At 44.6% G+C, this 13,824-nt stretch carries 15 protein-coding genes; 1 reads left to right on the forward strand and 14 read right to left on the reverse strand.

Annotation, left to right across the window (positions count from 1 at the left end; genetic code table 11):
• Positions 1 to 70 precede the first annotated feature (70 nt).
• From FTV08_RS08335 to mazG, 10 genes are all read right to left on the reverse strand, one after another.
• Positions 71 to 1,339: a sensor histidine kinase KdpD gene (locus FTV08_RS08335; protein WP_180087081.1), complete on the reverse strand. Its 1,269-nt coding sequence runs from the start codon at positions 1,337 to 1,339 to the stop codon at positions 71 to 73.
• Between the two features lie 713 nt (positions 1,340 to 2,052).
• Complete coding sequence (gene yjgA, locus FTV08_RS08340; RefSeq protein WP_004278333.1) at positions 2,053 to 2,586, reverse strand: ribosome biogenesis factor YjgA; 534 nt, start codon at positions 2,584 to 2,586, stop codon at positions 2,053 to 2,055.
• A gap of 2 nt (positions 2,587 to 2,588) precedes the next feature.
• Positions 2,589 to 2,858 (reverse strand): HPr family phosphocarrier protein, encoded by a 270-nt coding sequence (locus FTV08_RS08345; RefSeq protein WP_034438008.1) that lies wholly within the window; start codon positions 2,856 to 2,858, stop codon positions 2,589 to 2,591.
• Entirely contained in the window at positions 2,855 to 3,706 is an 852-nt protein-coding gene (gene rapZ / locus FTV08_RS08350) for an RNase adapter RapZ (RefSeq protein WP_004278335.1), read from the reverse strand. The genes FTV08_RS08345 and rapZ overlap by 4 nt, the downstream gene beginning before the upstream one ends.
• Positions 3,707 to 3,724: 18 nt before the next feature.
• Complete coding sequence (panC, locus tag FTV08_RS08355) at positions 3,725 to 4,573, reverse strand: pantoate--beta-alanine ligase (protein ID WP_180087082.1); 849 nt, start codon at positions 4,571 to 4,573, stop codon at positions 3,725 to 3,727.
• Position 4,574: 1 nt separating this feature from the next.
• Positions 4,575 to 5,384 (reverse strand): 3-methyl-2-oxobutanoate hydroxymethyltransferase, encoded by an 810-nt coding sequence (gene panB, locus FTV08_RS08360; protein ID WP_004278337.1) that lies wholly within the window; start codon positions 5,382 to 5,384, stop codon positions 4,575 to 4,577.
• A gap of 53 nt (positions 5,385 to 5,437) precedes the next feature.
• On the reverse strand, positions 5,438 to 5,923 hold the full coding sequence (gene folK / locus FTV08_RS08365) for a 2-amino-4-hydroxy-6-hydroxymethyldihydropteridine diphosphokinase (RefSeq protein WP_005245998.1): 486 nt from the start codon (positions 5,921 to 5,923) through the stop codon (positions 5,438 to 5,440).
• The gene (gene pcnB, locus FTV08_RS08370) at positions 5,920 to 7,392 is read right to left on the reverse strand and encodes a polynucleotide adenylyltransferase PcnB (RefSeq protein ID WP_085064511.1); all 1,473 of its coding nucleotides are present in this window, start codon (positions 7,390 to 7,392) and stop codon (positions 5,920 to 5,922) included. The genes folK and pcnB overlap by 4 nt, the downstream gene beginning before the upstream one ends.
• A gap of 136 nt (positions 7,393 to 7,528) precedes the next feature.
• Positions 7,529 to 7,951 (reverse strand): ComEA family DNA-binding protein, encoded by a 423-nt coding sequence (locus tag FTV08_RS08375; protein WP_180087083.1) that lies wholly within the window; start codon positions 7,949 to 7,951, stop codon positions 7,529 to 7,531.
• Positions 7,911 to 8,723, reverse strand: coding sequence for a nucleoside triphosphate pyrophosphohydrolase (gene mazG / locus FTV08_RS08380; RefSeq protein WP_180087084.1), 813 nt, complete (start codon positions 8,721 to 8,723; stop codon positions 7,911 to 7,913). The genes FTV08_RS08375 and mazG overlap by 41 nt, the downstream gene beginning before the upstream one ends.
• A gap of 89 nt (positions 8,724 to 8,812) precedes the next feature.
• Between mazG and FTV08_RS08385 the strand changes: the two genes are divergently transcribed.
• Entirely contained in the window at positions 8,813 to 9,583 is a 771-nt protein-coding gene (locus FTV08_RS08385; protein WP_180087085.1) for an SDR family oxidoreductase, read from the forward strand.
• A 23-nt stretch (positions 9,584 to 9,606) separates the two neighbouring features.
• On the opposite strand, the gene FTV08_RS08390 is transcribed toward FTV08_RS08385, so the two are convergent.
• The 4 genes from FTV08_RS08390 to FTV08_RS08405 all read right to left on the reverse strand — a co-directional run bounded on the left by FTV08_RS08390 (position 9,607) and on the right by FTV08_RS08405 (position 13,811).
• Entirely contained in the window at positions 9,607 to 10,251 is a 645-nt protein-coding gene (locus tag FTV08_RS08390; protein ID WP_180087086.1) for a 4'-phosphopantetheinyl transferase superfamily protein, read from the reverse strand.
• A gap of 138 nt (positions 10,252 to 10,389) precedes the next feature.
• A complete protein-coding gene (der, locus tag FTV08_RS08395; protein WP_005103252.1) occupies positions 10,390 to 11,799 on the reverse strand; it encodes a ribosome biogenesis GTPase Der in 1,410 nt (469 codons plus the stop codon).
• Between the two features lie 168 nt (positions 11,800 to 11,967).
• Positions 11,968 to 13,116, reverse strand: coding sequence for an outer membrane protein assembly factor BamB (gene bamB, locus FTV08_RS08400; RefSeq protein ID WP_085064516.1), 1,149 nt, complete (start codon positions 13,114 to 13,116; stop codon positions 11,968 to 11,970).
• Positions 13,113 to 13,811, reverse strand: a complete 699-nt coding sequence (locus FTV08_RS08405; protein ID WP_180087087.1) for a tetratricopeptide repeat protein — start codon at positions 13,809 to 13,811, stop codon at positions 13,113 to 13,115. The genes bamB and FTV08_RS08405 overlap by 4 nt, the downstream gene beginning before the upstream one ends.
• Positions 13,812 to 13,824 lie beyond the last annotated feature (13 nt).

A 13,824-nucleotide genomic window follows, 5' to 3' on the forward strand; every position in this document is an offset into this window, starting at 1 on the left:
TGAAACATTCTGCTTAGTTATAGCAGGAGTTTTGTCTCAGTGGGAATGTTTTAGCTTGAAATTTACTTCTTTAAGATTGCTCGATATGTACATCTTCAAGCACCAGTGCCTGATGATCATTGGTGACCATCGGTAAATGCACGGTAAAGGTCGTACCCCGACCCTCTTTGGAATCTACAGCAATTTGACCATGGTTCAGGTCAATAAAGCGCTTGCAGAGCACCAGACCCAAACCTGCCCCTTTCTCTTCAGCTGTGCCTCTGACACTGACACCCAAAGTCGGTTTAAACAGATTCTGCATCTGCTCTTCAGTCATCCCCAAGCCAGTATCCTGAATCGTAATCTTGACCTGCTCGCCTTCCATTTCTGCAGCTAAAATCACTTTACCGCCTTGATTCACCGGGGTGAATTTAAGCGCATTCGACACCAGGTTCTGCAAGACAGAGGTAATCATGTTGATATCCGCATGTACCTTGATGTCTTCAGGAATATTATCAACCAGTTCAATTTTTTTATTTAAGGCCAGACTTTTCAGCACACTGCACACAATATTACTGGATTGTTTCAATTCATAATTAATCGGATGATAAATAAAGCGTCCACCCTCTGCCATCGCCCAAGTCAGCAGGCTTTCCAGCAGGTTATAGGTCGATTGTGCATTATCATATAAATAATCCGCGATGCTCTGGATACTGGATTCGTCCAGAGTGTCACGCTCCTGCGCTAGCACTTCGGAAAAGCCCAGTAAACCATGAAATGGTGCACGCAAGTCATGCGCAATAATCTGGAAAAATTTGGTTTTACTGAAGTTGAGTGCGCATTGCTGTTCATATAATTCTTTCAGTTCAGTATGTTCTTGATTGAGCTGAATTCGAATCACTAAACTTTCAGCAAATTGTTTGATGGTGGCAATATCGTCCTGATCGAACAGTTCGGTCTGATCATCAAAGAAAATGACCTGTCCAAAAGACACACCGCTACTTGATTTTAAATTAAAGGCGACTAATCTCTGATGCGCTACACCGAGATCTTTCACATAATTTGACAGTTCTGTATAAGCAGGATGCATCTGGTCAATGACATCTGACTGTTGCAGATACGCAGGCAGATTCACGTTCTGCGGGGCGTGCAAGGCCCGAAAACCGCGCGGACAGCTGTACCAGATATAGGGTTCCGTGTGGAAGCCGATAATACTGGTTTTAACGTTTAAAAGTTTACGGGCGATCTTACAAAAGGTGTCTAATAGGTTGTTGGAGGTATAGACACCTAAAATGAGAGATATACGGCACGAGCTTAATTGCTCCGTATTCTGACCGACCTCTAGCAGTTTTAGTTCCATGTTTGCCTCTCTGAATGTTTATGGAATATAGAAAACACTGCCGACCAAATTCATACAATCAATAACAAAGATTCTATATTTACTCAACGATGAAAACTCACCTATAGGTTAAAGGATTTGTTAACCTGTTTCTATCCAGATACATTCTTAACCGCAAAGCACTGATATTTAATTGATTAAGAATAACTTGAAAATTTACTATTCGAAAAAAATCTACATAAGTATTTGAAATTAATATATCTCACCTAAAATAAGCATGTTTATTTGTATTCACTGTAACACACTACTGACTAAAAAATACCCACCATTGCTTTTTACCCTATTTAGAGTAAAAGCTAATGATTTTTCAATTATATAGCTTGACCTTATGATTAAAAATAAATTTTATATCAGGCTTCATCTATTTAATAACATTCAGAATTATTTTTTAATTTTTTAAAAATATCTTAACAATTCCAGTCTACGAAATATCTAAATATCAGGATTCTGATTAAAAATAAGCCAAAAAAGCCACTGAGAATTGTAAAGATTTTACATTCATTAACAAATTAATTGCAGAAATTTTGTATTTTTTATCATCAATGTAGTTTTAGAAGCTGAAATAGTAATATTAAGATAGAACACTTATAGACTATGCATGTCCAAGTCAAACCAATCGGTTCAAAACAGCTATAAAAAAGCGGCCTAAAAAGACCGCCTTTTTACAGGGCTGCTTAATTGTCAGAAATCAAGGCCACTTGCTGTACATAGTTAAACAGCTTTAATTTAGAAGCGTTCACTTCTTCTTCAGGTGCTTGATTCTTTAAATCACGATGTACCCGAAGATAATGTTGACGTAAGGTATGACGCTCTGTCGCATTATAGGTTTTGGTAAATTCATTGATGGCCGGATCACCATCTTTGACAATTCGATCCACCCAACGCTGTAATTGGGCTGTCTTTTTAAGACCTTGTTTGGGTGTTAAATAAGACAAAATTACAGTTTCATTTTCATTGCGTAATAATTTACCAATCCGTGAAAATTGACGGCGACGTGCTTCATGTGAACTAATTGCCTGCACATCAAGCAAGGCGTCAATCAAACGCTCATCTACGGGTAGGTTTTTAATTTGTTTAGCGCTCAGCTCTGCAAGCTGCGCACCTAAAGCAGCCATACGCTGGACTGCTTTTTTCTGTTCGGTCTTACTTGCGCGTCCCTCTAAAGAATCAAAATCTTCTTCAGTTAAACTGTTCGGTCGACGTGCCACGATTAATCTGCCTCATAAAATTTTGCTGCAAATAGTGCCTGAATTTCAGATAAGGCTTTGTCCTCATCTGCTCCTTCAATCACTAAGCGTAAAGTTGTTCCTTTGCCTGCACCAAGCATGAGCAATGACATGATATTTTTGGCATCTACCAATTTGTCAGCCTTGCCAATCTGGATACTGGAACGAAATTTGGTGGTAACTTCTATCAGTTTACCAGATGCGCGTGCATGTAAACCCAGTTTATTAATTACGTCAACTGTCGTATCAATCATGACCAGTGCTTCATTTCTCGATGGAGGACTTGAATAGACCATTTTGCCTCAAGGGCTTTTTTTAGTCTATCCACAATATAAACAGAACGATGCTGACCACCGGTACAGCCAATCGACACGGTCATATAATGACGATGCCCTTCAGCAAAGGTCGGCAACCACTTGTCCAGAAAATGATACAGATCATTGAACATATCCTCGACCTGATCGCTCTTTTGTAAAAACGCCTGCACCGGCTGATCTAGTCCTGAAAATTTGCGCAGTTCCAGTTCCCAATGCGGATTCGGTAAATGTCGGACATCAAAGACATAATCGGCATCCAGTGGAATGCCATGCTTATAACCAAAGGATTGCAGAATCAGGATCAGGTTATCGGCCTGTCCAAGCTTGGACAACAAAGTATGTTTCAGATCATGCACGCTTTTATCGGTGGTATCGATATGTACCGTAGAACGCAACTGAATCGGCATCAACAGGATTTTTTCTTCCTGTATACACTGATTCAGACTTTTAAAGCGTGACGCCAGAGGATGCGGCCGACGCGAAGCACTAAAGCGGGCAATCAGCTCCTGATCCTGCGTGGTCAGATAGATAATATCGACCGAACCATGCTGTTGCAGTTGCTCAAATACATGATCAAATTCTTGTAAATCTGCCCGGGTACTGCGCACATCGACGCCCAGCGCCAACTGTTCCAGATTGTTTTCGCTGTCCAGTTTTGCCACAATTTCGGGAAGCAATGCCAAAGGCAAATTATCAATACAGTAATAACCCAGATCTTCAAGCACCTGTAATGCAGATGATTTACCCGAACCAGATTGTCCTGTGACAATTAAAATGCGCTTCATGCATGCTACCCTTTCATCTTAGCCGGCAGTGTCTTTAACCTGCAGGTTATCGATCAGACGTGTATTCCCCAGCTTTGCAGCTATAAATAACACAAGATCTTGATTAAACGTATGAATTTTTTGTAATTCTGGCGTGCGGGCTTCAACATAATCCACCACAAACCCGGCATCGGTTAAAGTCTGGCGAATCTCCGCCAATACCGTATCCAGCTCCACGCCTGCATGTAATTGCTGTTCAGCTTTTTGCAAGCTTTGATAAATGACCGGTGCGATTGCACGATGCTCTTCGCTTAAATAACCATTGCGCGAACTTAAAGCCAGGCCATCTTCTGCACGGGCAATCGGCACACCAATCACTTCCAGTGGAATATTCAGGTCTTGTACAAACTGACGAATCACCGCCAATTGCTGATAATCTTTCTGGCCAAAGAAGGCGTAATTCGGCTGTACGATATTAAACAATTTAGTGACTACCACCGCCACGCCATCAAAATGGCCAGGACGCTGCAAACCGCATAAATCATTGGTAATATCAGAAACACTAATATTGGTCAGACGCGGTTTTTTACCATACATTTGCTCAACCGTCGGCGCAAACACGATGTCACAACCAACTTCTGCCAAAAGCTGCTGGTCCTGCTCAAGCGTGCGCGGATAGCTGTCAAAATCTTCATTGGGTCCAAACTGGATTGGATTGACAAAAATACTGACCACCACTACATCACACAACTTACGCGCTTCACGCACCAGATTTAAATGTCCCTGATGCAGATTGCCCATAGTCGGTACAAAACCGATAATCTTGCGATTGGTACGCGCCGGATTTAATGATGCCGCTAAGCCCTGAATGGTGGTTTCTGTTTTCATCTTACAATTCAACCTGAAAAGTTTGTTCTGGTGCCGGGAAAGATCCATCTAAAACTGCAGCATGATACGCTTTAAAAGCATCCAGAATGGCTGTCGCACCCGATTGTTCTTGCATAAAATTACGTACAAATTTTGCAGTGTGGCCAAAGGTCAAACCGAGCATATCCTGAACCACCAGCACCTGGCCGTCTGTGGCTGCACCTGCACCAATGCCAATGACCGGAATCTGCGGAAACAGTTCGGTGATTTCCTGGCCAAGCTGTGCTGGTACGCATTCAAGTAGCAATAGTGCAGCACCCGCCTCGACCACTGCCTTACAGTCCGCAATGAGCTGATCGGCCGCTTCACGGGTACGGGCTTGCAGTTTATAACCGCCAAAGACATGTACCGACTGCGGAGTAAGACCCAAATGCACACACACCGGAATACCGTTACGGGTCAGCACTTGCACGGTTTCTGCCAACCATGCACCGCCTTCCATCTTGACCATTTGCGCGCCAGCCTGCATCACGGTTTTCGAACTTTGCAAGGCATCATTCAAGGTAGCATAGCTCATAAATGGCAAGTCAGTCATGATAAAGGCATGCTGGTTACCACGGCGTACCGCAGCCGTATGATAGGCCATATCTGCAACCGTGACCGGCAAAGTCGAATCACGCCCCTGAATTGACATTCCCAGAGAATCGCCAATTAAAATGCTGTCCACTTCGGCAATTTCCATGGCTTTGGCCATACTGGCATCATAGCAAGTCAGACATGAAAATTTGCGTCCATCTGCTTTAAAGCGTCTTAAATCACTCAGACTGACCATGAAAATGTTCCTCTATGCTTGAAAATTCTGACGAAGCTACCATCACTTAAAAATTAAATATTTGCCCAGTTGCTGTCGTCGAGTACCGTGAGGGTCGACTGTTTGACGATGTCCAGGTCTTTTAATCTGTGTCCATGAACCTGTATTTCAGGATCAATATCCAGAAGTGGAATCAGGACAAAATCACGCTCTAATACCCCGACATGCGGCACAGTTAAGCGTTCATTGTGAATCTGTTCATTGCCGTAGATCAGCAAGTCCAGATCCAGTGTACGTTCGCCCCAATGACGTAAACGTACCCGACCTGCGTCCTGCTCAAAGGCTTGCAAACGATCCAGCAGGCTTAAAGCGGCCAGATCGGTATTTAACTGCACCACTGCATTCAGATAGTTCGGCTGATCCTGTGGTCCCATCGGTGGACTTTGATACAGATGCGAAGTTTTCACCTGCCCCAAGGTCGCCAGTTTCTGTACAGCTTCTGCCAGAATCTGGCGTGAATCACCTAGGTTACTGCCCAAGCCAATATACGTCACGATCATTGTGTTGGTCCAAACACTACCTGGCTCAGATCACGTTTTACCCGCTTACGTTTCATAATCGGATGATCTGCGCCAATTTCACCGCTGGCACTGGCTGCCACATGCGACAGAGGTTTCGCCTTGTCTTCAAACTTGGCTTTACGCACACGACGACTGCGTGGTTCAGGTTCATTCACTAACGGCTCAATCTCAGCGAGATCTTGCTGCTGGGTCAGTTTCTGTTCCAGATGTTCTTCTTGACTCGCCTTGCGGCGGCTCTTGGCACGCTGACGGTTATACTGGCTAATGGCCCTTTCTTTCTCGTCACCGCTCATTTGCTGGTAAGCATCCCACCAGCTGCCCATGCCTTGGGCAGTCGCATCACCTGATTTTTCACGCAGCAGCAAAAAGTCAAAGCCGGCACGGAAACGCGCGTGGCTGGACAAAGCCTCGATTTGCTGTGGTTTTGGATTCAACAAACGGGTTTGCATTTCCCAGACTTCACGAATAAAGGTTTCCGCAAAGCGTGGAATAATAGTGCGAGTCGCCTGACGTTTTAACACATCCAGACCGGCTTGGGCACGGACTTCGGCCGCTACCACGCCTTTATTCAAATAAAATTCACAACGCTCGAGGAATGGCTGCCATAACAATACCGCATAGAAAAATGCCGGGTTGATGGTCTTGCCAATCGAAATACGCTGATCGGTATTTTTCGCAGCACGTTCCATAAACGGCGTAATTTCAGGCTTGATATCTGCAAATAACTGCTGCCAGATCCCGAAATCGATCAGCATGGGCAAGACACGATTCAGGTGTCCCATGGTGAACAGCTTCTGTGATTCATCATAAAGTCGATGCGGAGAAACATCACGCAGCAACTGGGTCATTTCCGGCGTAAAGACATCCAGAATCGCTTCATCAATATTAAAGTTCAGCTTGGCGGCAAAACGTAAGGTTCGCAGCATCCGCACCGGATCTTCTTCAAATCTTAAAGCCGGATCACCAAGTAAGCGTAAGGTTTTGCTGTGAATATCATCCACTGCATTACAGAAATCCAGCACAATACCTTTACGCGGCTGGTAGTACATTGCATTGATGGAAAAATCACGACGGGCAAAATCCTGCTCGATGCTGCCCCAATTGTTGTCACGCAGAATCATCCCCGCGGCCGAGGTCACTGCTTTTTTTGGTGGGGCACGGAAGGTTGCCACTTCAACCAGTTCCCGCCCTGAATAGACATGCGCCAGTTCGAAACGTCGTCCGATAATCCGACAACGTCGTCCAAAAACTTCCTTGACCTGAGCCGGGGTTGCATTGGTGACTGCATCGAAATCTTTAGGATTCAAACCTAACATCAGATCTCGAACACCACCACCCACGATATAAGCTTCATAGCCTGCCTTGTTTAAGGCATCAATCACATCGAGAATATAAGAAGGTAATTGAGCGGTTGATAAACCACATTTTGACGCGCGCAAAGTTTGCAAAAGACGCTGTCTCCTACGTCTGAACGTAAAATTCTAAGATGACGCTAATCATATCGCTTACACGACTAAAGGGCAATTTGATTATGTCAATCCTGCGAGTCAAATCAATCAGCTAGTCATGATCCATACTGTCGCCTTACAAGGCCAGTTTGGCCTTGTTTTTGGCAAATAATGCCGGCCCAATCCCTTTGACCAGCTGGATCTCTTCAATGCTTTTGAATTTTCCATTTTTTTGCCGATGTTCAATAATCGCCTCGGCCTTCTTTTGACCAATACCATTTAGCTGCTGTAATTGCTCCACTGTTGCATTATTCAAACTGATTTTATTAGCAGCGGAAGATGCCGATAATGCAGGCTTCGCCAGATAGTGATTGCTTTCTGATGAAGCCGTAGCGGCAGCTTTTTTCTTCAGGCGGGCGTCGTGTTGCTGTTGTTGGGTCTTCCATTCCATATAATCGGTCGCAGTCGCATGCGCTGTTCCGATAGAAATAAAGCCCAGCCAGCCACTCAGAAGAAGATTAATCCATGTTGGACCGATTCGATAAGGTGTTTTTTTCATGTGCTGCTCTTTGTTTTAATTCTAATTTAGCCTGTTCCCAGAGCTGATCAAGTTCAGCCAGTGACAGTTTTTCCAGGTCTAATTGCTGTAATTGTGCCTGATCTTCCATTAAGGCAAAGCGGGTCCGGAATTTATAGATTGTCCCCAATAATGCCATCTCGCTGGAGATGCCAAGTTTACGACCAACATTCACCAGAGAAAATAAGCAATCGCCAAATTCTTCCTGTATTTCATCGGAATTTTGTCCGGCTACCGCTTCTTTTAATTCAGCCAGTTCTTCTTCCAGCTTGGCATAAGCACCCGCCATGTCCGGAAAATCAAAACCAATTTTGGCGACATTTTTTTGAATTTCATCGGCCTGTACCAAAGCCGGTGCATGTTTAATCTGATCCAGGCGTGAACGCGGCTTACCCTGCTTTTCTTGCTGTTTGATTTCTTTCCATAACTCAGACACATCTTCTGGGCTGAGCTGCGCAAACTGTTCCGCCTGAAATACATGCGGATGACGGCGAACCAGTTTATCGGTAATGGCCTGCACCACATCCTGAAAATCGAAAGCCCCCTGCTCGCTGTACATTTGCGACTGGAACACCACCTGTAGCAGCAAATCACCTAGCTCATCGCGGACATCGTCGACTTTTCCAGAGCGGACTGCTGCTTCGACTTCATAAGCTTCCTCAATCGCATATTTGGTCAGAGATTCGGGGGTCTGCTGCTGATCCCATGGACATTTTTCACGTAATTCACGCATGACCTTGAGTAGTTGTTCCATATTCAAAAACCTCTTTTTTACCAAATAGTCGCGTCAATCTGCCAGTTTCTTGTTATGCTCAAAAAAAAGACAATAAGGAGATCAGGCACATGCACAGTATATTGATTAGTGGTGCAGCACAAGGAATTGGTGCCGCGACGGCCACCCTATTTTACCAGCACGGCTACAAGGTGGGCATTTATGATGTTCAGGTGGAACAGGCAGAACAACTGGCCCAGCAACTGGGCGAACATGCCAAAGCCGGTTTTCTCGATGTAGCTGACTATGCTTCTTGGGAAACAGCTTTAGCCGAATTTTCAGCTTGGGCAGGTGAAATCAATATTCTGGTCAATAATGCCGGGATCCTATATTCAGGGCCTTTTGAAGATACTACTATTGATGCACATCACCGGACTCTGGATATTAATGTCAAAGGGGTCATGAACGGCTGTCATGCCGCTTTCCCTTATTTAAAAGAATCTTCATTTGCCCGCATCATTAATCTATCTTCCGCTTCGGCGATTTATGGCCAGGCCGATTTAAGCAGTTATTCCACCAGCAAGTTTGCAGTGCGTGGCCTGATTGAAAGTCTGGATATTGAGTGGCAACCCTATGGGATTCGAGTCTTGGATGTTATGCCGCTTTTCGTCAGTACCGCCATGGTCAAAGATATGCAGGCAGAAAGCATCAAAAAGATGGGCGTGCATTTAAAAGCAGAAGATGTTGCACAAGATATTCTTAAACTGGCAGAACTCAAAGATTCCATCTGGCAAGCCACCCATCATCCTGTCGGATTCAAAAGCCAGTTTTTATTTCATTTATCGCGGATGAGTCCACAATTTGTGAATCGGCTGAGTAATCTGATCATTTCTAGAAAATAAAAAATATTTGGGTTGATTCTGTTTTAGACAGTGTGATGAATCTGGATCACAGGAAATCTCAATCCCTTGCAGGAATCCTCACTTTGCCAGGCCACGGTGAGCATGCAGCCAGCAAGCGTATAATTTTGATAGGCATAGATGCCAATCTCTGGATGTTCGCAGCGCCCACCATTTTGCTCAGGATGGATATTGGTATTGAGCTCATTCAGGTTGATCCGGATTCCCAAGCCTGATGCCTTTAACACGGCCTCTTTAGTCGTCCAGACTTTAAACCAGTATTCGGGATCATAAGCCAGCGTTTTCCAATGTTTTAATTCTTCGGGATGAAAGGCATGTTGTGCCAAGGCTTCAAAACGAACCTTACGACTCAGTTCTTCAATATCAATTCCCAAGTTTTGGACATTCCTGCTCGTGGCCAGGGCGTAGAAATTTTGACTATGACTATGATTAAAACTGAAGTCCGGATAGTCATTTAAATAAGGCTTGCCGAAATTCGTCCGCACCACCTGTTGATCGCTAACTGGCAATTCAAAAGATTGGGATAAAAGCTGATTACGCAAACACGCCACTTCGCGTTTCCGTTCGGCAACCTGGGTTTTGCGGTCTGACAACGAATGACAAGTCAGATCAGAAAGTTGATGCAGATGAATTTGAATCAGCCGAGCCACGTGAATCCATTAAAAAGATATCAATTGATTTGAGTGTAAAAGAATTCACACTTTTATTGGGAGAGAAATTCATTATTTTCTCAAAACAAAAAGCCCGCTTTACGCAGGCTTTTTATCCGAAAAATTTAAACTATAGAATTAGCGTTTAAATTTCTTCTCGGCTTTCTTGAACTTCTGTACATAACGACGTTTACGCGCAGCTGCACGCTCATCCACTTGAGACTTACGGCCTTCAAACGGGTTTTCAGAAGTTTTAAACTCGATTTTAATCGGTGTACCTTCAAGCTTGTACACTTTACGGAACACGTTTTCCAAGTAACGACGATAATCCGCAGGAGTTTTATCCACCTTGTTACCATGAATCACGATCGTCGGCGGATTTTGTCCACCCATATGTGCGTAACGCATTTTAATACGACGACCCTGAACCATAGGTGGTTGGTGAGCCTCTGTCGCATCATTTAAAATCTGGGTGATTTTTGCCGGTGATACTTTCAAACGAGATGAATCATAAGCACGGTGAATCGATGGATAAAGATCGCCCACACCCGTTCCATGCAATGCAGAAATCAAATGTACTTTGGCCCATGGAATAAAATCGAAGCGACGCTCTACATCGAGCTTACATTGCTTACGATCATATTCAGTCATGTTATCCCATTTGTTGACTGCAATGACCATGGCACGACCCGCTTCAAGCGCATAGCCAATCAAATGCAAGTCCTGCTCAACAATACCATCACGCGCATCAACCACAACAACAATTACGTTGGCATCTTTCATCGCCTGTAAAGTTTTAACAATCGAGAATTTCTCAATCATTTCATCGACTTTACCTTTACGACGCACCCCGGCAGTATCAATCAGGGTGTATTGACGGCCATCACGCTCGAATGGAATATAAATCGAGTCACGTGTTGTACCCGGCTGGTCAAATGCCACCACACGCTCTTCACCGAGCAAGCGGTTCACCAGCGTGGATTTACCTACGTTCGGACGACCAATAATCGCTAAACGCAGACCCGTGTTTTTGTCATGCTCTTCCGGATTTTCATCTTCAGGTACATCAGCAAGTACATCTTCCAGCATCTGCTGAACACCACGACCATGGCTGGCTGCCACTTGTAGCGGCTCGCCCATACCCAGTTTGTAGAATTCAACCAAGGCAGCTTCAGCATGTACGCCGTCGACCTTGTTGGCCACCAGAAAGACTTTTTTGCCTAAAGTACGCAATTCACGGGCAATCTGTTCATCAGATGCCAGCAGTCCGGCACGCGCATCAACCACAAAAATGATGATATCGGCTTCATGAATGGCAGTCTTGGATTGCTCTGCCATATATGAATCAATACCACCTTCATTTTCGCCAATACCGCCGGTATCGACAACAATAAAGGATTTATTTTGATAGGTAGCATCGCCATATTTACGGTCGCGTGTCAGACCTGCAAAGTCTGCCACCAATGCGTCACGGCTCTTGGTAATCTGGTTGAACAGCGTCGATTTTCCGACGTTCGGACGACCAATGAGCGCAATTACGGGTTTCATAGAGTAACCTTTATTCAATATCAGGCGTCAAAGTGGCCTGAACATCAGAAAGCATAGGAAGATATAAGGGGGAAATACCCTAAATAAAAACACGGGGCATTGATTTTTCAATCACCCCGCGTTCACAAAAATACGGTTGTGGCTAGTTTAGCATAAGGCTCGTTAAAATTAACGGTTCTGCCAAATGCTTAATGCGCCCTTGCGTGTAGAAACATAAAGCTGGTTGTCGATGACGCGTAAGCTACGCACTTCCCCAGAAGTTTTCGAACGACCAGTAATCTGTCCAGTACGCGGATCAATCAGGTGCAAGACACCATCCAGATCACCGACTACAAGGTCAGTACCCAGCATCACCGGATTACTTAACTTGCGATTCAGCAACTGGTCATTTTCCCAAAGCGGTTGACCCGAAGTAATCTCAAAGGCTTTGATTTTGCCATCGGTTTGCGCCACAAATACACCATTGCCCACAACTTCTGGACGCTGGATACTGCTGGCATCTTCACTCCAGACCACCTGTTGTGAAGCTAAATCCAGCACAGTCACCTGACCTTGATAACTGGTGGTCACCACAAACTGGCCTGCAACGACCGGTTCCCCGTCAATATCAACCAGACGCTGGATATCAGAACGCCCATCCGACACTGCGACACGACGCTGTAATTTTGGCACACCGCTTAAGGCATCCAGTGCATAGATATAAGCATTGGAAGATGCAATCAGTACATTACGAGCATCTAATGCAACAGGTGCAGCCATGCCACGCAGGCTGAATTGTACATTAGGTAAGTTATAAGTCCAAACTTGCGCACCCGTCGCAATTTCATGCGCATATACTGTGCCGTCATTGCTAACACTAATGACACGCCCTGCATGAATCAGTGAAGGTGCCAGTAAAGCGCCAGTCAATTGCGCAGTCCATTTCTGATCGCCGGTTTGCTGATCCAGCGCAAACAGCTGACCTTTCTGGTTACCCACGACAACAAGACCTTCAGCAGCTTCAACACCAGAACTTAAATTGTCTTTGCTGACTTTTTTCTGCCACAGACGCTGTTTGCCTTTAAATGCAGACACTTCGCCTTTCGGATCAATTGCAAAGACCACACCATTATCTGCATCCAGACGTAAACGCAACGGATCAGCAGCATCTGTCGAAGCCACACTGGTGGAAAATACAGGGACCAGGGTTTTGGCTTGAGTGAGTTTTGGAAGTGGATTCGGTTTTACTTCTGGAACTTTATTGGTTTTACCCGCACAGCCAGCCAATGCAAGCGTTAAAACAGTCAAGGCACAGGTAATTTTGTATTTTCTATTCATTCAGCTTCTTCCGCTTGTGTTTCTATAATTGGGCGTTCGATTTCCGGATCATCGACCAATACGCCTACGCTTTCGAGCTTAATTTGTAAAATCTGACGTTCTTCTTTACGTTCAATCAAAGCATCCCATGCACTTTGATATACTTTTTTAGCATTTTCAATATCATTTTTGGCAACATAGATATCGCCACGTGCTTCATCGGCAGTTGCTTTAAATGCAGGCTCAGTAACCGCTTCTAAAGTTTTCAATGCAGCATCATATTTTTTCTGTGCCAGTTGTGCATAAGCCAGACGAAGTTTGACGACCTGAACCAGACCTTTATCGTCTACTTTCGAGTTTTCAACTTTCTGTAGCGCTTTCTCGGCCGCAGCATAATCTTCTTTTTCATAAGCCAATTTCGCCATCATCAGCTGGGTCTGAATCGCCTGTGCTGAATCAGGTGCTTCCTTGACAATCTTGTCCGCTGCTTCAGACAACTTGGCAAAACCATCACCTTTCGATGCCTGTGCATCATCCATCAACTGCTGAACCTTGGCAGTGTGCATTTGCGACTCTGCCAGGTTTTTCTTCTGCCAATATTCCCATCCAAAAAAGGCAATCAGCGCAATTAAAATCCCGGTAATCATCGAAGAACCATATTTCTTCGTAAAGGATTTTAAGCTTTCAAACTGTTCATCACCACTCATTGCGCTCATGAGATTACCCTTT

The organism is Acinetobacter sp. YH12226, from assembly GCF_013417805.1.
GTDB lineage: Bacteria > Pseudomonadota > Gammaproteobacteria > Pseudomonadales > Moraxellaceae > Acinetobacter.